The 25,967-nt window shown below is 72.5% G+C and carries 21 protein-coding genes; 6 read left to right on the top strand and 15 right to left on the bottom strand.

Annotated features, from left to right (window positions below; genetic code table 11):
* Positions 1–39 precede the first annotated feature (39 nt).
* The 14 genes from ADL29_RS26875 to ADL29_RS26810 form a co-directional block, all read right to left on the bottom strand.
* Positions 40–2,427 (bottom strand): phosphoketolase family protein, encoded by a 2,388-nt coding sequence (locus ADL29_RS26875; RefSeq protein ID WP_053926168.1) that lies wholly within the window; start codon positions 2,425–2,427, stop codon positions 40–42.
* A gap of 2 nt (positions 2,428–2,429) precedes the next feature.
* Complete coding sequence (locus tag ADL29_RS26870; protein ID WP_046929299.1) at positions 2,430–2,630, bottom strand: DUF5133 domain-containing protein; 201 nt, start codon at positions 2,628–2,630, stop codon at positions 2,430–2,432.
* 150 nt (positions 2,631–2,780) lie between these two features.
* Positions 2,781–2,972: a hypothetical protein gene (locus ADL29_RS26865; protein ID WP_053926167.1), complete on the bottom strand. Its 192-nt coding sequence runs from the start codon at positions 2,970–2,972 to the stop codon at positions 2,781–2,783.
* A 186-nt stretch (positions 2,973–3,158) separates the two neighbouring features.
* Complete coding sequence (locus tag ADL29_RS26860; protein WP_053926166.1) at positions 3,159–4,391, bottom strand: NAD(P)/FAD-dependent oxidoreductase; 1,233 nt, start codon at positions 4,389–4,391, stop codon at positions 3,159–3,161.
* 135 nt (positions 4,392–4,526) lie between these two features.
* Positions 4,527–5,297, bottom strand: a complete 771-nt coding sequence (locus ADL29_RS26855; protein ID WP_053926165.1) for an HpcH/HpaI aldolase family protein — start codon at positions 5,295–5,297, stop codon at positions 4,527–4,529.
* 1 nt (position 5,298) lies between these two features.
* Positions 5,299–6,549, bottom strand: coding sequence for a type III PLP-dependent enzyme (locus ADL29_RS26850; RefSeq protein ID WP_053926164.1), 1,251 nt, complete (start codon positions 6,547–6,549; stop codon positions 5,299–5,301).
* The gene (locus ADL29_RS26845; RefSeq protein ID WP_053926163.1) at positions 6,546–8,333 is read right to left on the bottom strand and encodes an IucA/IucC family protein; all 1,788 of its coding nucleotides are present in this window, start codon (positions 8,331–8,333) and stop codon (positions 6,546–6,548) included. The genes ADL29_RS26850 and ADL29_RS26845 overlap by 4 nt, the downstream gene beginning before the upstream one ends.
* On the bottom strand, positions 8,321–9,802 hold the full coding sequence (locus ADL29_RS26840; RefSeq protein WP_078971314.1) for an MFS transporter: 1,482 nt from the start codon (positions 9,800–9,802) through the stop codon (positions 8,321–8,323). Before ADL29_RS26840 ends, ADL29_RS26845 begins: the two co-directional genes overlap by 13 nt.
* Positions 9,802–11,604 (bottom strand): IucA/IucC family protein, encoded by a 1,803-nt coding sequence (locus tag ADL29_RS26835; protein ID WP_107095096.1) that lies wholly within the window; start codon positions 11,602–11,604, stop codon positions 9,802–9,804. The genes ADL29_RS26840 and ADL29_RS26835 overlap by 1 nt, the downstream gene beginning before the upstream one ends.
* 8 nt (positions 11,605–11,612) lie before the next feature.
* The gene (locus ADL29_RS26830) at positions 11,613–12,800 is read right to left on the bottom strand and encodes an ATP-grasp domain-containing protein (protein ID WP_053926162.1); all 1,188 of its coding nucleotides are present in this window, start codon (positions 12,798–12,800) and stop codon (positions 11,613–11,615) included.
* A 659-nt stretch (positions 12,801–13,459) separates the two neighbouring features.
* Positions 13,460–14,476, bottom strand: coding sequence for an ABC transporter substrate-binding protein (locus ADL29_RS26825; protein ID WP_053926161.1), 1,017 nt, complete (start codon positions 14,474–14,476; stop codon positions 13,460–13,462).
* A gap of 63 nt (positions 14,477–14,539) precedes the next feature.
* Positions 14,540–15,373 (bottom strand): ABC transporter ATP-binding protein, encoded by an 834-nt coding sequence (locus tag ADL29_RS26820; RefSeq protein ID WP_046929307.1) that lies wholly within the window; start codon positions 15,371–15,373, stop codon positions 14,540–14,542.
* Positions 15,370–16,428 (bottom strand): FecCD family ABC transporter permease, encoded by a 1,059-nt coding sequence (locus ADL29_RS26815; protein ID WP_053926160.1) that lies wholly within the window; start codon positions 16,426–16,428, stop codon positions 15,370–15,372. Before ADL29_RS26815 ends, ADL29_RS26820 begins: the two co-directional genes overlap by 4 nt.
* Positions 16,425–17,435, bottom strand: coding sequence for a FecCD family ABC transporter permease (locus ADL29_RS26810; RefSeq protein ID WP_053926159.1), 1,011 nt, complete (start codon positions 17,433–17,435; stop codon positions 16,425–16,427). Before ADL29_RS26810 ends, ADL29_RS26815 begins: the two co-directional genes overlap by 4 nt.
* A 239-nt stretch (positions 17,436–17,674) precedes the next feature.
* Between ADL29_RS26810 and ADL29_RS26805 the strand changes: the two genes are divergently transcribed.
* From ADL29_RS26805 to ADL29_RS26780, 6 genes are all read left to right on the top strand, one after another.
* A complete protein-coding gene (locus tag ADL29_RS26805; RefSeq protein WP_053926158.1) occupies positions 17,675–18,814 on the top strand; it encodes an FAD-dependent oxidoreductase in 1,140 nt (379 codons plus the stop codon).
* 122 nt (positions 18,815–18,936) lie between these two features.
* On the top strand, positions 18,937–19,518 hold the full coding sequence (locus ADL29_RS26800) for a TetR/AcrR family transcriptional regulator (protein ID WP_053926157.1): 582 nt from the start codon (positions 18,937–18,939) through the stop codon (positions 19,516–19,518).
* A 130-nt stretch (positions 19,519–19,648) separates the two neighbouring features.
* A complete protein-coding gene (locus ADL29_RS26795; RefSeq protein ID WP_053926156.1) occupies positions 19,649–20,137 on the top strand; it encodes a hypothetical protein in 489 nt (162 codons plus the stop codon).
* 195 nt (positions 20,138–20,332) lie between these two features.
* Positions 20,333–21,523: an acyl-CoA dehydrogenase family protein gene (locus tag ADL29_RS26790; protein WP_053926195.1), complete on the top strand. Its 1,191-nt coding sequence runs from the start codon at positions 20,333–20,335 to the stop codon at positions 21,521–21,523.
* Positions 21,524–21,538: 15 nt separating this feature from the next.
* On the top strand, positions 21,539–22,456 hold the full coding sequence (locus ADL29_RS26785) for an oxygenase MpaB family protein (RefSeq protein WP_053926155.1): 918 nt from the start codon (positions 21,539–21,541) through the stop codon (positions 22,454–22,456).
* A 26-nt stretch (positions 22,457–22,482) separates the two neighbouring features.
* Positions 22,483–24,450: a serine/threonine-protein kinase gene (locus ADL29_RS26780; RefSeq protein WP_053926154.1), complete on the top strand. Its 1,968-nt coding sequence runs from the start codon at positions 22,483–22,485 to the stop codon at positions 24,448–24,450.
* A 29-nt stretch (positions 24,451–24,479) separates the two neighbouring features.
* Here the strand turns inward: ADL29_RS26780 and ADL29_RS26775 are convergent, their stop codons facing one another.
* Positions 24,480–25,817, bottom strand: a complete 1,338-nt coding sequence (locus ADL29_RS26775) for a glycoside hydrolase family 27 protein (RefSeq protein ID WP_053926153.1) — start codon at positions 25,815–25,817, stop codon at positions 24,480–24,482.
* Between the last annotated feature and the right edge of the window lie 150 nt (positions 25,818–25,967).

Genomic DNA, 25,967 nt, shown 5'->3' with positions numbered 1-25,967 from the left:
TTACGCCGAGTGGGGCGCCCCGCCCCGTCCCCCCACTCCTCACCCCGTCCACGTCCAGTCCGCCACCTCCGGCAGATCCGTCCCGTGCTCGCGGATCCAGGCGTGATGCCGGGTACGGGCATCCGCCATCGCCTGGCGCACGGCGAGGGCGCGGACACCGAGGCCCGGGACCCGGTCCACGGCGTCCATGACCAGCCGGTAGCGGTCGAGGTCGTTGCGGACGACCATGTCGAAGGGGGTGGTCGTGGTGCCCTCCTCCTTGTAGCCGCGGACATGCAGATGGCGGTGGCCGGTGCGGCGGTAGCTCAGGCGGTGGATCAGCCAGGGATAGCCGTGATAAGCGAAGATGACCGGCTTGTCGGGGGTGAACAGGGCGTCGTACTCGGAGTCCGGCATGCCGTGGGGGTGCGCACCCGCGGGCAGGAGCCGGGCCATGTCGACGACATTGACGACCCGTACGGCGAGCTCCGGCAGATGGCGGCGGAGCAGACCGGCGGCGGCCAGGGTCTCCTGGGTGGGGACGTCCCCGGCGCAGGCCAGGACGACGTCCGGGCCGCTGCCGCCGTCCTCGGTGCCCGCCCAGGGCCACACGCCGGCGCCGCGGGCGCAGTGGGCCCGGGCCTCGTCCAGGGTGAGCCAGTCGAAGCAGGGCTGTTTGCCGGCCACGATCACATTGACGTAGTCGCGGCTGCGGAGGGCGTGGTCGGCCACCGAGAGCAGGGTGTTGGCGTCCGGCGGCAGATAGACGCGCACGACCTCGGGGCTCTTGTTGAGGATGTGGTCGATGAAGCCGGGGTCCTGATGGGAGAAGCCGTTGTGGTCCTGGCGCCAGACATGCGAGGTCAGCAGGTAGTTGAGGGAGGCGACGGGACGGCGCCATGGGATGCGGCGGGAGGTGCGCAGCCATTTGATGTGCTGGTTGACCATCGAGTCGACGATATGGGCGAACGCCTCGTAGCAGGAGAAGAGACCGTGCCGCCCGGTGAGGAGATAGCCCTCCAGCCAGCCCTGGCACAGATGCTCCGAGAGCACCTCCATGACCCGGCCGTCGCGCGCCAGATGCTCGTCGCTGCCGACCGTTTCGGCCTGCCAGTCCTTCCCGGTGGCCTCGTAGAGCGCCTCCAGACGGTTGGAGGCGGTCTCGTCGGGGCCGACGACACGGAAGTCACGGCGCTCCGCGGTGGCCGCCATGACGGCCCGCAGCATGCCGCCGAGCACCCGCGTCGGCTCGTGCAGCACGGCGCCCGGTTTGGCGACGTCCACCGCGTGCCGTTCGAGCGGCGGGACCGGCAGATCCTGCAGAAGGAGGCCCCCGTTGGCGTGCGGGGAGGCACCCAGCCGCCGGGAGCCCTCGGGCACACAGGCCAGGACGTCCGGCAGGGGCGCGCCCGAGGCGTCGAACAGCTCCTCCGGGCGGTACGAACGCAGCCAGGCCTCCAGCTGATGGCGGTGATCGGCATGGTCGCGTACGCCCGTCAGCGGGACCTGGTGCGCGCGCCAGGTGCCCTCGACCGGCAGCCCGTCGACCTCGTGCGGGCCGGTCCAGCCCTTGGGCGTGCGGAGCACGATCACCGGCCAGTGCGGCCGGTCCGTCTCGCCCGCGGAACGGGCCCGCCGCTGGATGTCGCCGATCCGGTCCAGCGCCCGGTCCATCGCGGCGGCCAGCGCGTCGTGCACCGTGGCGGGGTCGTTGCCGACGACGTACAGCGGGTCGTGGCCGTAGCCGCGCAGCAGCGCGTCGAGTTCGTCGTGCGGGATCCGGGCGAGCACCGCCGGGTTGGCGATCTTGTAGCCGTTGAGGTGCAGGATCGGCAGCACCGCCCCGTCGTGCACCGGGTCGAGGAACTTGGTGGCGTGCCACGACGCGGCGAGCGGCCCGGTCTCCGCCTCGCCGTCCCCGATCACACACGCCACCAGCAGCTGCGGGTTGTCGAACGCCGCCCCGTAGGCATGGGCGAGGGAATAGCCCAGCTCACCGCCCTCGTGCAGGGAGCCGGGCGTCTCCGGCGCGACATGGCTGGGGACGCCGCCGGGGAAGGAGAACTGCCGGAACAGCCGCTCCATGCCCGCGCGGTCCCGGCCGACATCGGGATAGGTCTCGCCGTACGTACCGTCGAGCCAGGAGTTGGCGAGGACGGCGGGGCCGCCGTGGCCCGGGCCCCAGACGCACAGCGCCTCCAGACCGCGGGCCTTGATGACGCGGTTGAGATGGGTGTGCACCAGGTTCAGGCCCGGGGAGGTGCCCCAGTGGCCGAGCAGCCGCGGTTTGATGTGCTCGGGGCGCAGCGGCTCGGTCAGCAGCGGGTTGGCCATCAGGTAGATCTGGCCGACGGAAAGGTAGTTGGCGGCCCGCCAGTGGGCGTCCAGGGTGCGCAGTTCGGCCGGGTCGAGGTGGGTCGGCGCGGGCGGCGTCGGTGCGTCGCGCATGCTCAGCTCCTCGCGAGGTAGCTCTCCGCCGCGATGACCGCCTCGCGGGCGGTGCGGCGGCCCGTCAGGACGCACAGGGTGTAGGCGACATCCTCCAGCCGACGGCGCCGGGCCGGATCATGGGGCGCGGCGTGCACCAGGTCCTCCCAGACCCGGTACCGCCGCAGCTGCGCAGCGAGCACAGATTTGTCCGGCAGCAGCATGCTGTCTTCTCCCGCGCGTCGTGATCGCCGTTGGTGATCGCCGTGGTGCTCGCTCCCGAGGTCCGTCACACCCTTCCCCCGGACAGGAGGTGGGACGTCCCACGTTGGCTCTGCCACCCTGCGCACGCAACCGGAGACACCCTGTACCGGTCAGTCGGGTGGTTCCGGCGCCGGATGCTCGCCCGGGCCGGTCCCCGGCGGCTCCGCCGGGTGCGGGCCCGGCTCGTCCGGCTCCGGCTCGGCGGGCACGGGGGAGCCCGGCACCGGCTCGGGGTCGCGCGGCACGGGCTCCGGCTTGCTCGGCACCGGACCCGGTCCGTCGGGCGTCGGCTCAGTCGTCATGGCGACCCTCCTTCCTCTCCATGGTGCCCGTGCGGGCGGCGGAGCGCGCGGGCGGCGGAACGGCCCCGCCGCGGCGCCGCGGCACGGACCGGAGAACGGGGAGGGGAGAGGGGGCGGGTCCGCGGGTCACGCCGGCCGTCATTCCGTCAACTTCCCTACGGCCAGGGCTGGTGGGGGCCACCGACCCTAGGTCACAAGGTCGGCCAACGGCACCCCGGGATCGGCCAGCCGTGCCGTATCGACCGTCCGCCCGCTGGTCACCAGCGCCCGGATCGGCTCGACCACATCCCAGACATTGACGTTCATTCCGGCCAGCACCCGGTCGCCGGAGAGCCAGAAGGCGATGAACTCGCGGCTCCTCGTATCGCCGCGGAAGACGACACGGTCGTAACCGCCGGGCGCGACATAACCCGTGTACTCCATCCCCAGGTCGTACTGATCCGTGAAGAAGTACGGCAGCCGGTCGTAGGCCACGTCCTGGCCGAGCATGGCCCTGGACGCCACCTGCGGCTGGTGGAGGGCGTTGGCCCAGTGCTCGACCCGGACGTGCGTGCCGAGGAAGGGGTGGAAGGCGTTCGCGACATCACCGGCCGCATGGACGTCCGGATGCGAGGAGCGCAGCTGCGCATCGACCCGGACGCCGTTGTCCACCTCCAGCCCCGCGTCCTCGGCCAGCCCGCTGTTGGGCGCGACGCCGACGCCGATGATCACCGCGTCCGCGGGAATCTGGGTGCCGTCCGTCAGCCGCACACCGTCCGCATGACCGAGCGTGCCGGTGATCTCCGCGACCTCGGCGCCGTACCGGAAGACGACCTCGTGATCGGTGTGCAGATCCGCGAAGACCTGGGCGACCTCACGGCCCAGCACCTGGAGCAGCGGCAGCTCCGCCGTCTCCACCACCGTCACCGCCACCCCCGCGGCACGGGCGGCGGCCGTGGTCTCCAGCCCGATCCAGCCCCCGCCCACCACCACGATCTGCTGCGCGGTGCGGAAGGTCTCCTTGATCAGGTCGCTGTCCCCCAGCCGCCGCAGCAGGAGCACCCCGTCCAGCTCCGCGCCCGGCACCGGGAGCGGGCGCGGCGTGGCCCCGGTGGCCAGCAGCAGCTTCGCGTAACCCTGCCGGCTCCCGTCGGCGAGCGTCAGCTCGTGGGCCGCCGGGTCGAGCGCGGTCACCGCCGTCCCCAGCCGCAGATCGACGTCGTGGTCCTCGTACCACCGGGCCGGGTGCACATACACCTTCTCCCGCTCCGACCGGCCCATGAGATACCCCTTGGACAGCGGCGGCCGCTCGTACGGCCGCTCGCTCTCGTCCCCCAGCAGCACCAGCGGCCCGTCGAACCCCTCCGCACGCAAGGTCTCCGCGGCCTTGGCACCGGCCAGCCCCGCTCCGGCGATCACCAACGCATTGCTCGTGGCCATTCCCGCTCAGCTCCCTCGGTCCCGTACTTCAGGCCACAGGTACCCGCTGGGCGGCCGGGCCGATCCCGCCGATGGTGTTGCCGGGGCGGCGGCCGGCTCCCCGGACCGGAGCCCTTCCCGCAGGTCCGTGCCCTGTCAGCCGCCGCCCCCCACCCGCTGCAGATGCCCCCGCAGCGCCCGCGCCGTCAGATCGCGGTCCTCGCCGAGCACGAACGCGGTGACCCCGTCGGCGCGCCACTCCGCGCGGCGTTCCGGGGTCGTGGACATGGCGCAGAAGGGGACGGAGTGACGGGCGCAGGCCGCCCGTACGGTGCGTACCGCCTCCTGGACGCGGGGGTGGCGGACCTGCCAGGGGACCCCGTACGACTGGGAGAGATCGCCGGGGCCGGGGAGGACGAGGTCGACGCCCCCGGGGGCGAGGATCCCGTCGATGGCGGCCACCCCCTCGGCGTCCTCGATCAGCGGGATGAGCATGATCTCTTCGTTGGCCCGGCGGATGTACTCCGCGGCGTCGATCAGGCCGAAGCCCGGCCCGCGGCCGCCGTTGAGGGAGCGCATGCCCTCGGGGGCGTAGCGGGCGGCGCGGATCGTGGCGTCCACGTCCGCGCGGGTGCGGACGTGCGGGACGACGATGCCCATCGCCCCGGCGTCCAGGGCGCGCAGTACGGCACCCGGGTCGGCCTCGGGGACGCGGACGAACGGGGTGAGGCCGTTGGCCTCGGCGGCCCGGATCAGGTTCTCGAGCCGGTGCGGGCCGACCAGGGTGTGCTCGGTGTCCACGATCACGAAGTCGTAGCCCGCGCAGCCGATCATTTCGATCATGGCGGGTTCGGGGAGCGTGCTGAACAGGCCGTGCACCTCCTCGCCCGCGGCGAGCTTCTGCCGGACCTGGTTGGTGCGGAGCATGTCAGGCGGCCCCGTCTTCCACGGAGCCCTCCGCACGGCCCCCGGGAGAGTCGAGGAAGTGGAACCCCGGCCGCGGATGCATCAGGAAGTCATGGTGCGAGATGTTCCACGCATATGCCCCGGCGACCCCGAACACCACCCGGTCACCGGCCCGCAGCCCCGGCGCCGGGACATCGCGGGACAGGACGTCCTTGGGGGTGCACAGCTGACCGGTCAGCGTCACCCGGTCGCCCCGCGCCGCCGACCTGGGCCAGGGGTGCGGCCAGGGCTCGTCGGACGGCAGGACCGTGCACGGCTGGTCGTGGCCCTTGGTGGCCGGGGTGCGCAGGTGGTGGGTGCCGCCGCGGACCACCGCGAACTCCTCGCCGTGACTGTGCTTCACATCCAGCACCTCGGTGGCGTACCAGCCGCAGTACGCGGTGAGCGCGCGGCCCGGCTCGATGCGCAGGGTGAGACCGGGGTGGGCGGCGGCGAGCCGGGCCAGGCCGGTGCCGTATGCCGCCCAGTCGAAGCGGCGCTCCGGGGCGGCGTAGTCGACGGCCATACCGCCGCCGACGGTCACCTCGGCGAGCGGGACACGGTGGCGTCCGGCCAGCCGCACGGCCCAGGTGACGACGGACTCCGCCACGGCGAGCTGCTCGGGCGCCTCCAGACCGCTCGCCAGGTGGGCGTGCACACCACGGAGTTCGAGCTGCGGATACGTGCCGTCGGTGAGGAGGGCGACCACCTCGTCGGCCTGCCCGGGATCCATCCCGAAGGGGGTCGGACGGCCGCCCATGGCCAGCGAGCTGCCGTCCAGGGCCCCGCCGCCCACGGGGAGATTGAAGCGCGGCAGCACGGCGACACGGCGGTCACCGCCGTGCCGGGCGGCCAGCCCGGCCAGCATGCGGAGCTCGTACACGCTCTCCACATGGAAGCGCTCGACGCCGAGGTCCAGCGCCTCGGCGATCTCGGCCGGTGTCTTGCCGGGTCCGCCGAAGGCGAGCGGCGCGCCGGGTACGGACGTGCCGACGTGAGCCAGCTCGCCCCCGGAGGACACCTCGTAGCCGTCGACGTACGGGCGCAGCGCGGCCAGGATCTCCGGTTCCGGATTGGCCTTGGCGGCGTAGTACAGCTCGACGGGGGCGGGCAGCGCGGCCCGGATCCGGGCGGCGTGTCCCCGCAGGGCCGCCAGGTCGTAGAGGTAGGCGGGGAGTTCGGCGGAGCGCAGGGCGAGGGCGCGGGCGCGGATCCGGTCGGTGGGGGCGGTCATCGGGCGTTCCAGGGGGTGGTGTCGTCGGTGCGTACGGTGCCGGTCAGCACGGACTCGGCCAGGGGCGAGGGCAGCAGGACGTAACCGGCCTCGCGGTCGGCCTTGCGCTCCCAGCGGGTCAGCAGATTGGCCTTCGCGGGCAGCGGCACACCGGCCAGCAGCGCGGCGAGCCGGGGCGGGCAGCCGTAGCGGTCGGCGTGGGTCTGCAGGGTGCGGCGGACCTGTGCCCACAGGCCGGCCTCGGTGTCGGGGTGCAGATCGGCGAGCGCGGCGAGCATCTCGGAGACGTGGTTGACCAGCAGGCAGTACACGACGCGGTCCCAGCCGCGCTGGGCGTCGTACGTCATCGGCGCCGCGACCGCCTCGGGCAGCGAGGCGAGCAGCTCGGCGTGGTGCTCGGGGACGAGCTTGGTGCCCTCCAGGTCGCGGAAGAGGACCTGCGCGGGCATGCCGTCGCCGTCCACGCAGACCAGGACGTTCTGGAGGTGCGGCTCGAGCACCACGCCGTGGTCGAAGTAGGCGGCGAGCACCGGCGGCAGGAGCAGATTGAGGTAGGCGGCCCACCAGTCGAGCGCGGCCTGGGGTCCGGCGCCGTCCAGGAGGCGGGAGATGTGGGCCGGGCTCAGCGGGTACTCGTCGGCGACCGCGGCGGCCAGCAGCGGCGTGGTGCCGGGCAGCAGCCGCTGGGAGAGGCCCTCGCGGACGATCACGCCGAAACCCTCGAGCAGCCCGGTGTCGGGGCGGCCGTCGGGGCCCGGGAGCGCGAGGCTGCGGTAGGCGGGCTCGCGGAGCACCGCGCTGCCCGGGAAGCGGGTGGCCAGGTCGGTCAGGACCGGCGCCAGCAGCCGGGTCAGGGCGACGGCCCCGGACAGCTCGTAACTGGCGTTCTTGCGCAGGCAGTTGGTGATCCGCACGTTCAGGCTGAACTTCAGGAACGACGCGCCGTCGTAGAGCGTACGGACGGAGGCCGTGGCGGCGAACGGGGTCCGGCCGGCACCCAGGACGCGGATGTCGCCGCGGTCCAGCGCCTCCTTGAGGCCGGGGTGATCGCGCAGCAGCTCGTACTGCCAGGGGTGGGCGGGCAGCAGCCGGTAGCCCTCCGGGACCTCGGGGTGCAGAGCGTCCAGGGGAGCGGTGTCCCCGGGCGCGGCGGACTCCTCGGCGATCAGCTCCTCACGCACGGCCAGCAGCAGCAACGGGAAGGACGCCCCGGCCTCCGGCGCGTACGACCGCCAGGAGGCGGGGTCGCCGGTACGGGCCTTGGGCGTCGGGTGGAAGCGGTGGCCGAGGACCAGGGACTGTTCGGAGGCGAGGTAGGCGGCCTGCCAGTCGTCCGCCCCAGGGCCGCCGAGGGCGATGCCGCTGTCGAGCGCGGCCCGGCTTTCGAGCGCGGCGGTCACGGCCTGGTGGCTGGACGCTATCTGGGTCAGGAACTCGTCGTTGTGCACACCGGTCCGCAACGACAGCTCGGCATGGACGTACTCCGCCAGCCGGCGCCAGCCGACCTCCGTCCAGCCGCCGTCCGTCTCCTCGGTCACCGGGCCGGTGAACCGGTGCGCCCCGACCAGCGACGTACGGCGCAACGCGACGCGCAGCAGCACTCCGCGGCGCGGCAGCCGCAGCAGCAGATGGCCGCTGTCGACGGCCGTCTGGTGCTCGGGGCCGGAGACCTCGCGCAGCAGACAGTTCAGCAGGGTGTGCGCAACGGCATGGTCGGCGGTGGGCGGACCGGCCGGGGCGACGGGGGCCGGGGCGGTGCCGGAGGAATGGGTCAGCGGGGGCATCGAGGGCTCCTGCGGGTGCGGGGGAGACGGGAGAGCAGAGCAGGGAAGACGGTCGCGAACACGGTGACCAGCGCTATCGCCGTACCGGTGAAGAGGGGTGCGGCGGGACCGAACCAGTCGTTTCCGGCCGCCGCGGCCAGGCCGGCGGCGACCGCGCCTGCCTTGGAGAAGAATTCGATGGAGCCGAACAGCCCGCCGGGGGCCCGGCCCCTGGCACAGTCGGCGGCCAGTACGGACAGACAGACCAGGCCCATGGTGAGGCCGGCGCCGAGTACGAGCCGCACCGCGACGAACGCGGTCAGCGAGTCGGCGACACCGTGGCCCGCGAGGCCGAGGGCTATACAGCCGAAGCCCAGCGCGATGCCGAGCCGGGGGCGGCTGCGGAACAGCGCATGCACCGCCATCGCCGCGACCAGATAGCACATGTGCGGCAGGGCGAACAGCACACCCGACACCAGCGGGCCGGTGCCCGGCAGACGCTCCTTGATCAGCGAGATCAGATACGGGAAGGAGATCACGGTCGAGAAGACGAACGCGAACTCCAGCGTGTACAGGGCGCGCAGGGAGGCGGCCGGGGAGCGTCCGGGACTGCTGGTCCCGGACACCGGTCCGGTCTCACTGCTGGGCGCTGCTCCGGCATCACCGGCCGCCGGACCGGTCTCCTCGGGCGCCGGCCCGGCCTTCTCGGGGGCCGGCGAGGGGGCGGCCGCCTCCGTCAGCGGCGGTTCCGGGAGCGCCGCCAGCATCAGCGCGGCGGACAGCGGCAGTACGGCCAGCAGCGCGTACTGGCGGTGCGGCGAGAGCCAGGGCGTCAGCGCGCCGACGACGATCGGCGCGAAGACCAGGGCCGCGCGGGCGCTGCCCTGCATCACCGTCAGCGCCCGGGACAGCGCACCGCCCTCGAGTGCCGCCCCCAGATAGCCGTTCGAGGCGGCGAAGGTGCCGCCCAGCACACCCTGGAGGACCAGCGCCGCGGCGAACGTACCGAGCGAGTCCGCCCAGCCGGCCAGCAGGAACGCGGCCGCCAGCCCCAACTGCGCCCGCAGCAGCAGCCGCTTGCGGCCGAAGCGGTCGGCGAGGCGGCCCCACAGCGGGGCGCCGATCGCGCCGAAGATGGTCGGGACGATGTAGAGCAGACCGGCCCAGCGGGCCGCGCCGTCGCCCAGCTCGGGGAGGATCTCCGTCAGATACGGCGGCAGACCCAGGGCGGCGAACGACGCCACGAAGTAGCAGCCGGCCACCGCGTACACCTGGCGGCGCGCGAGGCCCGGCCCGACCTTGGCCTCGACGGCGGCCGCGGCGACCGACCGCGAATCGGCAACCGTCTGCGACCGGGCGGTGTTCTTTGAAGTAGCGGCGTTCTCTGCGGGGGAGGCGCTCCGGGGCGCGGAGGTGGTCCGTGAGGTGGCGGCGGCGGTGGTCGGTGCGGTGGCGGTGGCCCGCGACGTCGAGGAGGTGGAGGCGGCCATCAGCGCATCCCCGCCGGCAGCAGGTAGTTGGGCCCGCTGGCGTAATGCTTGTTGATGTCGGCGGCCCCCGACCGCTCCTTGGACAGCAGGGTTCCGGCGCTGACCATGGCCTTGATCGGGAGCTCGGGCGCGTCCAGCACGGCGGCGCGCAGCACGGCCCCCGGCTCGCCCGGTGCGGTGCCCTGCCGTCCGGCGGCCTCGGCGAGCCGGTCACGCACCAGCCCCAGCAGCCGTCCGAGCGGCGCCCGGCCGTGCCGGGCGAGCCCGAAGGCATAGGAGCCCGCGCACAGGTGCAGGGTGATGGTCGTGAAGAGGTCCAGCACCGGCCGGTCGCCGTCGGCGAAGATCCGCGGGTCGGCGAAGTCGGCGGGGTCCGGGGCATCCGCGCCCAGCCTGTCCCGCAGTCTGACGGTGTTGATCCGCGGCGCGTCATTGTCCTTGAACAGCAGCCGCAGCCGACTGCCCTCGTCCGTGGCGTCCAGCACCAGCGAGATGTTCTGCTGATGGGACTCCAGCCCGATGCCATAACCGAAGAGCGTGGTCTGCCAGTCGAAGAGCAGGGTCAAACAGGCATCCAGCAGGGCCAGCGGATCATCGCCGTAGAAGCGGTCGGCGAGGTGGTCGATCACCAGCCGCCCGCCCGGCGCCCGGCCCAGCAGCGCGGCCATCGGCACCACGGCACTGCCCCCGAGGCCGGCCGGATAGCGCCGGCACAGCACGGCCAGCAGCTCATGCCCGGCGTGCGCATACACCGTCTCATCGGCCTGCAGGACCGACTCCGCGAAGCGCGGCTCGCGGGCGATCACCTTCTCCAGCAGCCGCTGGCCCTCGGCACCGTCGACGAGCGTGCGGGGTTTGATGGTGCGCCGGTTGCGCAGGCCCAGCGTCGAGGTGGCCAGCGGCAGCTTCAGATGCAGCCGCGGGTCGGCGTCCACGGCCACGGTGCGCATCGACAGCGTCGGTACGACGGTGAGCCGGGCCTGTTCGGAGAGCACCGCCTCGCCCGCCAGCCCGCTCTCGTGCAACGCGTCGCGCAGCGGGTCGCCGAGCGTCAACGGATGGACGGGAAGCGCCAGATGACTGCCCTGGAGATGCGGCAGGCCCAACTCCGCAGGCGTCGGCCAGCAGACGGGCAGTGCCGCCTCCCCGCCCGCGACGCTGACCGCCGCACGCGGCAGGGCGAGCCAGCGCAGCGCGAAGTCCGGCCGGAATTCCGGCGCATACGCGCGCAGCTGCGCCTCGTCCAGACCGGAACGGCCGCGCGAGGTCGGATACACGGGATGATCAAGACGGGCCGCCAGCGCGTCGAACGCCACACCCCCGTCCGGCCCCAGCCAGCCGCCAGGATCGCCACCATGACGGGCCGTCAGGTCGGCTTCCGCCTCCTTCCGCGTCCGTGCGTGCAGCCGCATCGTGGCCAGCGTCTGGCGGCACTCCGCGGCGAAGGCGTCAAAGCCCTCGTGGTCCTCGGGGTCGGCAAGGGCGCGCAGCGCGGTGAGCACGGCGTCGACCGTGGTCAGCCTCGCACCGTCGGACTCGCGCACCAGCAGCGGCAGCCGGGCCGCGTACACACTCTGATAACCGTCCGCACCGAGCGGCAGCAGCAGGGCACCGGCCGCCTCGTCCGCGGGCAGCCGCAGCCAGGGACCGTCCGGCCGCTCCAGTATGGTGCCGCGGCTGCGCAGCCCGACGACGTCCTCACGCAGCAGCGCACCCAGGACCCGTATCAGCAGCCCCGATTCCTCGCCCGCCGTCGTCCCGCTCTCCGTCGTCACACTCTTCATCTCTGCGGTCACACCCATCACACCCATCACGCGATCTCCCAGCGCTCGGTGGCGAAGAAACCGTCCACGGCACGGTCCACGGCGCCCTGATCGGTGCCGATGGCCCGCACCACGCCGAGGTAGTCGCGGTTGGTGCGGTAATGCGGATGCTCGGCGCCGACCGCGCGCAGCGGCCGGTAGCTCAGCCGCACGCCGTCAACGGTGCGGTCCGTGGCGCCGGGTGCCGCGGTCAGCGTCCCGGCCCGGTCGGCCAGGGCGTACTCCACCCGGGCCGCGCCGTCCTCACGGGCGCCCAGGTCCGCCGGCAGCGGCTCGCCCAGATGCGTCCGCAGAATCAGCTCGAACAACGGAATGCCCAGGACCTGCGCGAGCAGCAGATCGCACTGGTCGCCGATGACGCGGTAGTTCACCTCGATGAGCCGCGCCCGGCCCTCGTGCACCACGAACTCGGTGTGACACGCACCGAATCCGACGCCCAGCGCATCGAGCTGCGCCAGCACCTGGCCCGTCACGGACTCCGGATGGGCCGCCACGAACGCATGCCGCTCCTCGATGAAGGTCGGCGGAGCCGAGATGACGGAGTGAAAGCCGCCCAGGACATGACGCAGCCGGCCGTCCCCCAGCGTCTCCAACGTGTACAGCTCACCCGCCAGGAACTCCTCGGCAACCAGCGCCGCCTCCGGCCGCCGCGCCTGGATCTCCTTGGCCCGCACCACCAGTTCCTCGGGCCCGTCGACCAGCACCACGTCCTCGCTGGCCACGCCCTCACGGGGCTTGACGACACACGGGTACGGCAGCCCGGCGGCGGCCAGCGCGCTCGGGTCCAGGCCGGCGCCCAGCTCCACGGACCGTACGGAGTCCACCCCCGTGGCAGCCAGATGACGCCGCATCTCGGCCTTGTTCTTGGCGCGCAGCGTCACCCGCCAGTCCTTGCCGGGCAGCCCGAAGTACTCGGCGGCCAGGGCCGCTTGGGTCTGAAGGTGATCACTGTTGGTGAAGATCGCGTCGGCCGGACGGTGCCCGGCCACGCAGGTGATGACCGCGCGGAAGTCATGGACGTCGCACTCCAGCACCTCGGCCTGCGGGGAGTTGCGCCGATGCGCTTCGGGCTGGTCGGTCAGGATCGTGACATCGAGCCCGAGGCGGGCAGCAGCGGGAAGAAACCCCTCGGTGACCGAGTCGGTGGGGTTGACGGCGAGCACATACATCCGCATGAGCGGGACCCTTTCGGGATCAACGGTGGTGCGGGGAACGTTGGGGGGGCGCACCGGAGCACAACGAGACGGAACAACTACTCTCCGGAACTAATCACCCTCCGTTATTCGTTGCCGGAAGTAGGAAGGAGGCGAGGCAAGGCACCAGGCACAGCCAGCAACGGCACATGAGGCCACTCGCAGGCACACACGCCACTCGCAAGCCACTCGCAGGAACATGACGCCCCTGCACACGCGGCGTACGCCGCACAGCGGTACGTCACAGCCCCGCAGACGAGAACCGGGCCGAACCGAGGAGAGCGACGAGCGACGGAGGCCATGGCGAAAGCGCCACTCAGGTCTCGGCCGAGAAGGACCGAGCGAGGAGGACCGAGCGAGAAGGACCGAGGCGGTGCCGAGGCGGGCCAGGGACACCCCCCGACCCAACCCCGTAACAGCCCCCTGACAGCCCCCGGTGACGGCCGCTCAGGCTTTCACCTCACGCCTTCACCAGGGCCATGCTCACCCAGTCCACGGCTTCAGTCCCAGGCCACGCCTTCAACGGGGCCAGGCTTGAACCGAGACCCGCGCCAGGCTTGAACCGAGGCCTGGCCTGAGAACTGAACCGAGGCCTGAAACCAAACCCCCGAGATCACGCCTTCGAGATCAGGCTTTCGAGATCAGGCCTTCGGCAGCGTCACGCCGGTGGCCTTCGCCACGTCGGCGAGCATGTGCTCGGCGGCCTGGATGCCGATGCCGGACATCCAGGTCTCGTCCGGGACCTCGAAGACCTTGTGGTCCTTGACGGCGGGCAGCGCCTTCCAGACCGGGTTGGACGTGACGTCCTTCTTCTGGGTCCTGTCCGGGTCGTCCGCGGCGGTCACGAAGATCAGGTCGGCCTGGGCCTGGTCGATCTGCTCCGGGCTGACGTCGAGCATGGTCTTGTCCGGGCTCGTGGAGCTCTGCGACTTCGGGCGGGCCAGGCCGATGTCGTCCAGGACGACGCCGCTGTAGGAGGACTTCTGGTACAGGCGGGTCGGACCGGCGACAAAGCGGACCACGGAGGCCGACGGCATCTTGCCGTGGTACTTCTTCTTGATCGCCTCGCCCAGCGCCTTGGCCCGCTGCTCGTACTCCTTCAGCTTCTTGTCGGCCTGCTTCTCCAGGCCCAGGGCCTTGGCATGGACCTTCAGATTGGCCTTCCAGGGGCCGCCGGTGGTCTCGGTGAAGACAGTCGGCGCGATGCTCTTGAGCTTGTCGTAGATCTTCTCGTGCCGGACCTTGGAGGACAGGATCAGATCGGGCTTCAGCGCGATGATCTTCTCGAGGTTGGGCTCGAGCAGCGGGCCGACGTCCTTGACGCCGCCGATCTCGTCCTTGAGGTACGCGGGGAAACCGCCCTCGGTCTTCATGTGCGGGGAGACCGCGCCGACCGGCTTGACGCCGAGCGTGGTGACGTCGTCGAGCTCGCCGGTGTCCAGGACGACAACGCGCTTGGGCTTGGCGGGAATCGTCACATCGCCGCCGAGGGCGCTCTTCACGGTGCGGGGGAAACCGGCGCCGGCGCTGCCCTTCGCCGAGTCGTCCGCCGGGGACTTGTCGCCCCCGCAGGCGCTGAGCACGGCGGTGCCCAGGACGACGGTGAGCAGTGCGGCCGGCAGCCGGCGGACGCTGCGTGAAGTGGGTCTGGTGAACATGAGGCTCGGACTTCCTTAGGGGGCGGAGCGGAAAGGTGAATGCAGGTGGGGGGTGCGGTGGGGTCAGGCGCTCACGGCGGTGGGCCGTTTCGCGCCGGCCTTGGGAATGACCAGCGGAGTGCCCGTCTCGGGATCGGGGATCACCCGGCAGTCCACGTCGAACACGGACTTGACCAGCTCCGCGTCGAGCACGTCGGCCGGGGCCCCGGCGGACGCGAGCTGCCCGTCCTTGAGGACCACGAGGTGATCCGCGTACCGGGCGGCCTGCCCGAGGTCGTGCAGCACCATCACCACGGTGCGGCCCGCCTCGGCGTGCAACTCGGCGACCAGGTCGAGAACATCGAGCTGGTGCCGGAGATCGAGGAAGGTGGTGGGCTCGTCGAGCAGCAGCAGATCGGTGTCCTGGGCCAGTGCCAGGGCGATCCAGGCGCGCTGCCGCTGCCCTCCCGAGAGCTGGTCGACCGGCTGGTCGCGCAGTACGGCGGTCCCGGTGCGCTCGAGTGCCTCGTCCACGGCCCGCTGATCGGCCGCCGACCAGGGGGTCAGCAGCTTCTGGTGCGGATAGCGGCCGAGCCGTACGAGTGCCTCGACGGTGATCGCGTCCGGGGTGACCGGCTGCTGGGGCAGCAGTCCCATCCGCAGCGCGAGCGCCTTGGCGGACATCCGGTGGATGTCGGAGCCGTCCAGCGTGACCGTGCCCGCGGCCGGCGCCAGCAGCCGGGTCAGCCCCCGCAGCAGGGTGGACTTCCCGCAGGCGTTGGGGCCCACGATGGCGGTGACGGCGCCGCCGGGCAGCACCAGATCGAGGCCGCCGACGATCAGCCGGTCGCCGTAGCGCAGATCGAGTCCGTGCGTGGCGAGCTGGTTCCCGGCGGCGGAGAGCTGGTCGGCGGTCATCGGACACTCCTGTTCACGGAACTGCTCTGACGGATCATCAGCACCAGCAGCCAGGGCGCGCCCAGGGTGGCGGTGACCACCCCGACCGGCAGCCCGCTGACCGGCAGCAGATGCTGCGCCACCAGGTCGGAGGCGAGCAGCAGTACGGCACCGGCGAGGCCGGACAGCGCCAGCGTTCCGGCGGTGGGCGGACCGGCCAGGAACCGCACCATGTGCGGCACGGCCAGCGCGACGAAGGCGACCGGGCCGGTGAGCGCGGCGGCCAGCGAGGCCAGCACGATCGCGGTCACCAGGATCTGGAGGCGGGCCGCATCGGTGTTCAGCCCGAGCGCGCCGGCCGAGTCGTCCCCCAGGTCGAGCACGGCCAGCCGGCGGTGCAGCGCGAACGCGACGACCAGCGCCACGGCCACCGCACCGCCCGCGGTCCACACCTCGGTCCAGGTCCGTCCGTACACCGAGCCGGTCGTCCACTGCAGGGCGGAGCCCGCGAGTTCGGTGGGGAAGCTGACGACCATGAAGTTCACCGCGGCGGTCAGCCCGGCCTGGACGGCGAGGCCCACCAGCACCAGCCGGGTCACGCTCGCGCCGGAGCGCCAGCCGAGCCCTCCCAGCAGCACGGCCGCGAGCAGCCCGCCGCCGAGTGCGGCCAGCGGCATCAGCATCTGCGAGGCACCGGCGGCCAGCATCACCACCGCGCCGAACGAGGCGCCGCCGGTCACCCCCATCACATCCGGGGAGGCGAGCGGATTACGGAACAGCCGCTGCAGCAGCGCACCGGCCACCCCCAGCCCGGTCCCCGCGACGGTCGCGGCGGCCATCCGCGGGGCACGGAACTCCTGGACGATGAGGACCGTGGCGCTGTCACCCAGCCCGAACAGCCCCTTGAGCGCATCGAACGGCGGCAGCGGCATGTCGCCGGTGGACACCGACACCGTGACGAGCGCGAGCAGCACCAGCGAGGTGACGAGGGCGAGCAGCGGGGTGCGGCGGCCGTCGCGGCGCGGGCGTCCGGCGTCCGGCGGCGCGGGCGTCGTAGGACGTAGGACGTCGGTCATCGGGCCACCTTCCGGGCCAGCAGCGCCAGCAGCGGGGCGCCGAGGAAGGCGCTGATGATGCCGACCTGGAGCTCCGACGGCCGGATGACGAGGCGTCCGAGGATGTCGGCGCCGAGCAGCAGCAGCGGTCCGGCGATCAGACAGCCGGGGACCAGGATCCGGTGGTCGGAGGTGCGGAACAGCTGCCGTACGAGATGCGGCGCGGCCAGCCCGATGAAGGAGAGCGGACCGGCCACCGCCACCGCCGAGCCGGCGAGCAGCACCACGGCGAGGCCGCCGGCCAGCCGGATCCGGGACACTGGGACGCCGAGCGCATGCGCCGAATCGTCGCCGAGCGCCAGGGCGTTGAGCGCCGGCGTGATGGCCGCCGCGACGACCAGCCCGATCAGCAGCGCCGGCAGCACCGGCCAGAGCACGGACAGCGGGCGTTCGGCCAGCGAACCGGCCAGCCAGAACCGGGCCTCGTCCAGCGACCGCTTGCTGGCCAGCATCACCGTCGACGTCCAGGAGAGCAGGACGAGTTGGAGGACCGTGCCGCCCAGCGCGAGGCGGACCGGGTCGAGGTCACCGGCCCGCCGGGCCAGCGCCTGGGCGAACACCGCGGCCGCCGCGGCGCCCGCGAAGGCGAACCAGAGGTATTCGATGGGGCGGGTCAGATGCAGCGCGTAGACGGCGAGGACGACCGCGAATCCGGCACCGTGGTTGATGCCCAACGTGGTCGGCGAGGCGAGCGGGTTACGGGTGATGCCCTGGACGACCGCCCCGGCCACGCCGAGCGCGGCACCGGCCGCGAGACCGATGAGGGTCCGCGGCAGCCGAAGGCCCGTCACCACGATGGCGTCCCGCCCGTGCGCGGTGCCGGACAGCGCATCGAGCACGGTGGACAGCGGTACGGAACGGGCACCCAGTGCGAGGCTCAGCGCCGCACAGACCGCCAGCGCGCAGAGCCCGGCCACGAAGAGCGGGATACGCGGCCAGGTGCGCGCGGCGGGGCGCGGTCCGGGCACAGGGGGTGCGGTGGCAGGTGGTTTGGTCGTCGGCACGCGTCGTTACATTAGGTTAGGCATACCTAAACCTGCAAGTGGTGGAGGGGGATGCGGAGAACTGTCCCTTTTGTGGCGGGGGTTGAGGGTTCCGCCTGTCTTTCGAAGGCTCGCGACCTCAGGAGGCCGCCCGCCGCGGCGGCCGATCCGGATGGAAAAGTGTATCGATTGCACTTTCTTAGTGAGTGTGCTTTTCTGGGGTCATGACCTCCACCACCCCTCGCATCGCGATCATCGGTGGCGGGCCCGGCGGCCTCATCTGTGCCCGGGTCCTCCAGCGGCACGGCATCCCGGTCACCGTCTTCGACCGCGATGCGTACGCCGAGGACCGCCCGCAAGGCGGCACGCTCGACATGCAGGAGGACACCGGGCAGGCCGCCCTGCGCGCGGCGGGCCTGGAGGAGGAGTTCGCCGCCGTCGCCCGCCCGGAGGGCCAGGAGATGCGGCTGCTGGACCACACCGGCACCCTGCTCTTCCAGCGTCGGCCGGCCCCCGGCGAGCAGCGCAATCCCGAGATCGACCGGGGTGAACTACGGCGCCTCCTCCTCGATTCCCTCGCCCCCGGCACCGTCCGCTGGGGCCGCTATCTGCGCACCCTTCACCCGCTCGGCGACGGCTCCCACAAGGCCGAGTTCGACGGCGGCGCGGCCGAGACCTTCGACCTGGTCATCGGCGCCGACGGGGCCTGGTCCCGGGTGCGGCCGCTCCTCTCGGAGCATGCGCCGCACTATTCGGGTGTCACCTTCGTCGAAACGGGATTCGGTGACGCCGACACCCGCCACCCGGCCGTCGCCCAACTCGTCGGCGACGGCAGCATGATGGCCGCGCACGACAACAAGGCCCTGATCGCCCAGCGCAACAGCCGCGGCCGGATCCGCGTGTACGCAGCCTTCCGCGGCTCCCAGGACTGGGCGCTGGAGCACGGTGTGAACCTCACCGACCCCGAGGCCGTACGCGCCGCGCTGCTGAAGCGCTTCACCGGCTGGGACGACCGGCTGCTGGCGCTGCTGCGGGACGCCGACGGCGGGTTCGTCAACCGACCGCTGTACGCGCTGCCGGTACCCCATTCCTGGACCCACACCCCGGGCCTGACGCTGCTCGGCGACGCCGCGCATCTGATGACACCGTTCTCCGGCATGGGCGCCAACCTCGCCATGCTCGACGGCTGTGAACTCGCCCAATCCCTCCTCCGGCACGCGGAGTTGGACGAGGCGGTGCGTGCGTACGAGACCGCCATGCTGCCCCGCGCCGCCCGCGCGGCCGAGGGTGCCGCCCGTGGCCTGGACAACGCCATCGCCCCCGACGCCCCGCAGGGCTCGCTGCGCCATCTGCACAGCCGTTAGGTCCTGGGGGGTATTCCCCAAGGCCCACCGAGCCGAGCACCTCCCCGCCGACCGCCCCCGCCGCCCGTCCCCGCCCCACTCCGCTTCCCGGCCCGCTCAACCCTGAGAGTTAGTCTGACGTTATGACCCATCCGACGACCGGCCGCCGGGAACGCAAGAAGGCCCAGACCCGCAAGGCGCTGGCGGATGCCGCGCTCCGGCTGTTTCTGGAGCACGGTTACGACCGGGTGAGCGTCAAGGATGTGGCCGAGGCCGCGGATGTGTCGGTGACCACCCTGTTCAAGCACTTCAGCGGCAAAGAGGCGCTGGTCTTCGACCAGGACACCGAGCGGGGCGAGGCGCTGGTCGCGGCCGTACGGGACCGCGGGCCGGGCCGGACGGTCCTGGACGGGCTGCACGAGCATCTGCGGGGGGTGCTCCTCGAGATCCATGACGCGCCGGAGTTCCGCAGGTTCCGGGAGCTGATCGACGGCACACCGGCGCTCGGTGAGTACGCGCACCGCATGTGGATGCGCCATGAGACGGCCCTGGCCGAGGCGATCGCCGCGGAGACCGGCGCCGGTGCGGACGAGGTGACGGTCCGCGCGCTGGCGCACTACGCGCTGGCCGCGCCCCGGCTGGCGCGCGGCAGCGAGGACCCGGGGGCGGCGCTGGACCGGATCTTCGCGCTTCTGCGGGACGGCTGGGGTGACCTGGGGGCCTGACGGAGCGAATCATGATTTCGTCATACGAACGGCCCCGCGACCGTCGTTGCGTCGCTTGATTCTTGTGATTTATGCGTAATGTCCGCTTTGCGTCAATGGTGGCATTGCGCGTCAAGAACAGGAGAACCTTATGTCCACGACCGATATCTTCGGGGGCCGGGGCAAGCGGCTGGCGGCCGGTGCCGGTGCGCTGACGGCGGCTCTGACCCTCGGTGCGACGCTGCTCGCCGCGGCCCCCGCCCAGGCCGCGCCGCCGTCGCCGCCCCAGGGTGCGGCCGACAAGCCGTTCGGCACCGTCACGGCCAGTCATGGCCTGACCCTGCGTCAGGACCCCAGCACCGATGCGCTGATCCGGGGCTACATCCGCCACCAGTCCCGGATCGGCTTGGAGTGCAAGGTCCGCGCGCAGAACATCGACGGCAACAGCATCTGGTATCTGATCCGTGACACCCGCGACAGCTGGATCTCGGCGAAGCATGTGAACAACAACGGCTCCGTCAAGTTCTGCAAGGACATGCCGCGCAACCACAGCAAGGTCAGGCCGGACAAGCCCGCCAAGTCGGTCAAGCCGGCCAAGCCCGCCAAGCCGAGCGCACCGGCGAAGCGCCCCGGGAGCTGACGGGCCCGCGGCGAGGCCCGGGCCGGAACCGCCATGGTTCCGGCCCGGGCCTTCGGCATGGGCTCCGTCCGGCGCGGACGGCCCCTTCCGTATTACTGGAACAAGTTCTACTGTGCCCTCGGCCGGCATCCGACGGACCGTCAGCATCAGGGTGCGCCCGTCCCGGCCGACCGGACCGGACGAACTGGAGGGGCCGTGCACCTCGAATACACCCCCGGGCAGCGGCAGCTGCGCGCCGAGCTGCGGACGTACTTCGCCGAGCTGGTGCCGGACCACTCCTCCGCCCGGTACGCCGACCCCGCCGCCCAGAAGCGCTTCTACCGCGAGACCGTACGACGCCTCGGCGCCGACGGCTGGCTCGGCGTCGGCTGGCCCGAGGAGTTCGGCGGGCGCGGGATGACGCCGATGGAGCAGTTCATCTTCTTCGACGAGGCCGCACAGGCGGGCGTACCGCTGCCGCTGATGGCGCTGAACACCGTCGGCCCGACGATCATGCAGTTCGGCACCGACGAACAGAAGGCCTACTTCCTGCCCCGGATCCTCTCCGGCGAGATCGACTTCGCGATCGGCTACAGCGAACCGGACGCCGGGACCGACCTGGCCGCCCTCAGGACCCGCGCCGTACGGGAAGGCGACGAGGAGAGCGGGCACTACACCGTCAACGGGCAGAAGATCTGGACGACCAACGGGGACACCGCGGACTGGGTGTGGCTGGCGGTGCGCACGGATCCCGACGCGCCGCCCCACAAGGGCATCACCATGCTCCTGGTCCCCACCAGCGACCCCGGCTACTCCTGCACCCTGATCAACACCCTCGCCTCGCACGACACCACCGCCAGCTACTACGAGAACATCACCGTCCCGGCCGCCCGCCGCGTCGGCCGGGAGAACAAGGGCTGGCGGATCATCACCAACCAGCTCAACCACGAACGGGTCACCCTCGCCGCGCACGGCACCATGGCCATCCGTGCGCTGTCCGACGTCCAACGCTGGACGTCGGACACCAAGCTCGCCGACGGCCGCCGGGTCATCGACCTGGGCTGGGTGCGTGGACGGCTGGCCCGCACCCACGCCAGACTGGAGGCGATGAAGCTGCTGAACTGGCAGATGGTCGACGCGCTCCAGCAGGGCACGCTCACCCCGCAGGACGCCTCCGCGGTCAAGGTCTACGGCTCCGAGGCCCGGCGGGACGCCTACGCCTGGCTGATGGAGATCGTCGGCGCCGCCGGACCGCTGAAGGAGGGCTCGGCGGGCGCGGTGCTGCACGGCGAACTGGAGCGCGGCTACCGCTCCGCCGTCATCTTCACCTTCGGCGGCGGCAACAACGAGATCCAGCGCGAGATCATCTCGTGGATCGGCCTCGGGATGCCCCGCGTACGGCGCTGACACGGAGGTGCCCCCATGGCGGGCGACCCGGGGCTCTTCGGCCCCCGCTCGGTGACCTGGCAGATGCACGGCGACCCGATGATGTGGATCGCGGGCGTCCGCGCGCTGTACCTCCAGGCGCTGCACCCGCGCGCGGTGGCCGGCGTCATCCAGAACTCGGCCGCCTTCCAGAGCAACAAGAGGGGCCGACGGGACGCCTGGGGCCGGCTGATGCGCACCGCGAACTTCGTCGGCACCCTCACCTACGGCACCACCGAGGCCGCCGAGCGGGCCGGCGCCACGGTGCGCCGTATCCACTGCCGGCTGTCCGCCGCCGACCCGGCCACCGGCGAGCGCTACCGCATCGACGAGCCGGACCTGCTGCTCTGGGTGCACTGCGCCGAGGTGGACTCCTACCTGCACGTACTGCGCCGCTCCGGCTTCCCGCTCACCGGCGCCCAGGCCGACGCCTATCTGGACGAGCAGCGCGTCAGCGCCCGGCTCGTCGGCCTCGACCCGGACGCGGTCCCCGGCGACCGGGCCGCGCTCGCCGCCTACTTCGCGGCCGTACGGCCCGAACTCGCCCTCACCCCCGGGGCCCGGCAGGTCGACGCGTTCCTCCGCAGGCCACCGACCCCCGCCCCGCTCGTCCCGGCCCGCGCCCTCGTCTGGCACCAGGTCGCGCAGCTCGCCTACGGCGCACTGCCCGCCCACGCCCACGAGCTGTACGGCCGCCCGGCGCCGCCCCCCGCCGTCGTCACCCGCCGGCTGTGCGCCACCGGCCGAATATTGCGCGCCATTCCTCCCGCGCTGCGCTGGCGCCTTCCGCCGCAGCACATCCTGCGCGCGGTGGACCGGCTCGGACCCGGCACCCGCCCAGCGCCCTACAAGCTGCGCCGGTCCGCCGCCATACTGGACGGGCACAAGGACATGCAGGGGGAGCTGCGCGACTGAACGCGGGGACGGGGGGCGATACCGCGATGGCGGAAGACAGGCTGATCCAGGGGCGCTACCGCCTGCTCGACATCATCGGACGCGGCGGCATGGGCGAGGTCTGGCGGGCCCGCGACGAATCGCTCGGCCGCCAGGTGGCGGTCAAATGCCTCAAGCCCGTGGGGCCGCGGCACGAGGCGGGGTTCCTCACGGTGCTGCGCGAGCGCTTCCGCCGCGAGGCGCGGGCCGCGGCCGGTCTCCAGCACCGCGGCATCACCGTCGTCCACGACTTCGGCGAGGACGAGGGGACGCTCTTCCTCGTCATGGAGCTGCTCAGCGGCCGTAACCTCAGCCAGCTGCTGGACGACAACCGGCGCCGGCCGCTGCCCGTCCCGGACGTCGTCGACATCGCCGAGCAGGTCGGCGCCGCGCTCGCCTACACCCACGAGCAGGCCATCGTGCACCGCGACCTGAAACCGGCGAACATCGTGCGCACCGCCGACGGCACGGTCAAGATCTGCGACTTCGGCATCGCCCGCCTGGGCCACGACATCGGCTTCACCGCCCGGCTGACCGGCACCGGCGTCGCCATGGGCAGCCCGCACTACATGTCGCCCGAGCAGATCGGCGCGGACACCGTCGACCACCGCAGCGATCTGTACTCCCTGGGCTGTGTGCTGTACGAGATCGCCACCGGCGCCCCGCCGTTCGGCAGCGGCGACGCCTGGGCGGTGCTCGTCGACCATCGCGACACCCCTCCGGAACCACCGCGCACCCACCGCCCCGACCTGCCCGGGCCGTACGAGCGGATCATCCTCGACCTGCTCGCCAAGGACCCGGACGACCGTCCGCAGGACGCCGACGAGCTGGGCAAACGCCTCGCCGACGCCCGCGACGGCCACACCGGGCGGACCGCCCCGGCGGTCGGCGGCGCCACCGTCCCCGCCCAGCGGCAGCCCTCCTGGACGCGCGGGATGACCACCGGGTCCCCGGCGGCGGGTACGGTCCGCCGTCCCGCGGCCGACCGGGCCGCCGCCGTCCTCACCGACAGCTGGACGGGCGGCGGCGCGGGCCGGCCGCACGAGGCCTCCCCGGCCGCCGGAAGCGCCCGGCCGGTGCCGCCCGGCGACGACCCCGCGGCGCTCACCGCGCGCCTGGAGGCCGGGATCGCGCTGAGCAGGCTCGGCCGGCACTTCGAGGCGTACCAGGTGTGCGCCGGAGTGCTGGCGGGCCGGGAACGCGTCCTGGGCCCCGACCACCCCGACACCCTCGGCTGCCGCCACCACCTCGCGTTCGGCCTCGCCCGCCTGGGCCGGCTCGAGGACTGCTACGCCACGGCCCGCGAGGTGGCCGGAGCGCGCAGCCGGGTGCTGGGCGCACGGCACCCCGACACCCTCCTCACCCGCTACGAACTCGGCTTCGTCATGGGGCAGCTGGGTAAATGGGAGGAGGCGCTCGGGACCTACCGGGAGGTGGCGGCGGCGCGCGCCGAAACGCTCGGCCACGACCACCCCGACACCCTCGCCGCCCGCTACGAGACCGGCATCAGCCTCGGCCGCCTGGGCCGCAGCGCCGATGCCCTGGCGGTCTACCGCGACCTGGTGGCGGCCCGTACGCGCGCACAGGGCGCCGACGACCCCGAGACGCTGCGCGCCCGGCACGGCCTGGGCGTCAACCTCGGGCGGCTGGGCCGCTGGGAGGAGGCGCTGGACGAGGCCTGCGAGGTGGCGGCGGCGCGCGAGCGGGTGCTCGGCGCCGACCATCCCGACACCCTCGTCAGCCGCCGCGAGGTCGCCGTGGCGCTCGGCTGGCTCGGCCGCTGGGCGGATGCGCTCGGCAACTACCGCAGGGTCGCCGACGCCCGCGAACGGGTCCTGGGCGCCGGTGACCTCGAAGCGCTGGCCAGCCGTACGGACGAGGCCCAGTGCCTGGAGCAGCTGGGCCGTACGGACGAGGCGGCCGCTCTCCACCGCCGGGTCGCGGCACTGCGCCAGGAGCGGGCCGCGCGGCGGTAGCGGGCGGTGTCAGGCCCGGGCCTGTGCGGTCAGGCCCCGGCCGCCGCGTCCTGGCCCCCTGCGCGCGCGGTGACCCGGTAGAGCACGGTGCCGTGCGGCGGCACGTCCCTCGCGGCGATGGTCCCGCCGCTGTGCCTGCCGTGCCCCGTGACCAGATTGTGCAGCCAGTACGAGGGCGCGTCCGGCAGCCCCGCCGCGGCCGCGGTGGTGGACAGCGTGCGCGGCGCGTCACCCGCGTTGAACAGCGCGACCGCGCGGTCGCCGTTCCCCAGCCGCCTGGACATCACCGTGTAGCCGTCGTTCTGCTCGACGACCTTCCCCTGCTCGCCGAGCGGGTCCTGGTCGACGGCGATGATCTCCTGGTTGCCCAGGACCTCGCGCGCCTCCGGTGACAGCCCGGCCAGGTTCGTACTGGAGATCAGCGGTGCGGCCATCATCGCCCACAGCGACATCTGGCTCTGCATCTCGTGCCGGTTCAGCCCCGAGTCACCGGCCAGCAGGAAGTCGGGGTCGTTCCAGCGTCCCGGCCGCTGGAGTGCCGCCAGCCCCGCGTTGTAGCGGAAGTTGTAGACGATGGAGGACCACTTCGTGGCCGGGCTCTGCTGCTCGAGCGCGATGTCCCGGCCGCCCCGCCACAGATTGCCGAGCCGGGCCGACCAGTCGATCACCCGGTGCCAGACGGCGTCGCCGTCGTACTGGAAATAGGCCGGTGCGGACACCGAGAAGGTGATGGGACGTCCGACGTCCAGCAGCGCCCGGCTCTGCTGCTCGTACACATCGCGGTAGATCTGCTCCTTGGTGCGGCCCGCCGGCCGTGGCACGTTGCAGCCGTCCGCCTTGAGGTAGTCGACGCCCCACTGGGCGAACAGCCGCGCGTCCTCCTTGAAATGCCCGTAGCTGCCCGGGTACTTCCCGCACGTCAGCGTGCCGACGTCCTCGTAGATGCCGAACTTCAGCCCCAGGCGGTGCAGTTCCTGCCCGATGTACGCCATGCCGTGCGGGAACTTCGTCGTGTCCGGCACCAGCTCGCCCCGGGGGCCGCGTTGCTTGGCCATCCAGCAGTCGTCGACGGTAACGGTGTCATAGCCCTTGGCCGCGAGGCCGGTCCGCACCAGCGCCCGCGCATTGTCCAGGATGACCTTCTCGTTGATGTTGCAGCTGTAGTAGGACCAGTTGTTCCAGCCCATCGGGGGCCTCGGGGCCAGATTCGGATAGGGCGCGGCGGTGCCGGGGCGGGCGGCGGCGCGAGGGGTGCCGGGGGCGGCAGAGGCCGGAGGGGTGGCCGCGAGCAGTCCGGCCGTGCAGGCGGCGACGGTGGTCAGTGCGGCGAAGGTGCGGCCGGTGCGGGGAACCTGACGGTGGGACACGGGTCACCTCACGGGGTGGGCGGGACGGCCGGAGCGCGCACCGTACGGCGCCTGCGGTGCAGCGCACGGCCGGACGCTAGGAGTCGGCCCCGGCCCGGTCAAGAAGCCGCACCGGCCCGCCCGGAGGTTTCAGCCGCCTGCCCCTGCGAC

The organism is Streptomyces chattanoogensis (genome assembly GCF_001294335.1).
Classification (GTDB): domain Bacteria; phylum Actinomycetota; class Actinomycetes; order Streptomycetales; family Streptomycetaceae; genus Streptomyces; species Streptomyces chattanoogensis.
The sequence above is the reverse complement of the archived record's forward strand: the minus strand, read 5'-3'. Positions and strand labels throughout refer to the sequence as shown.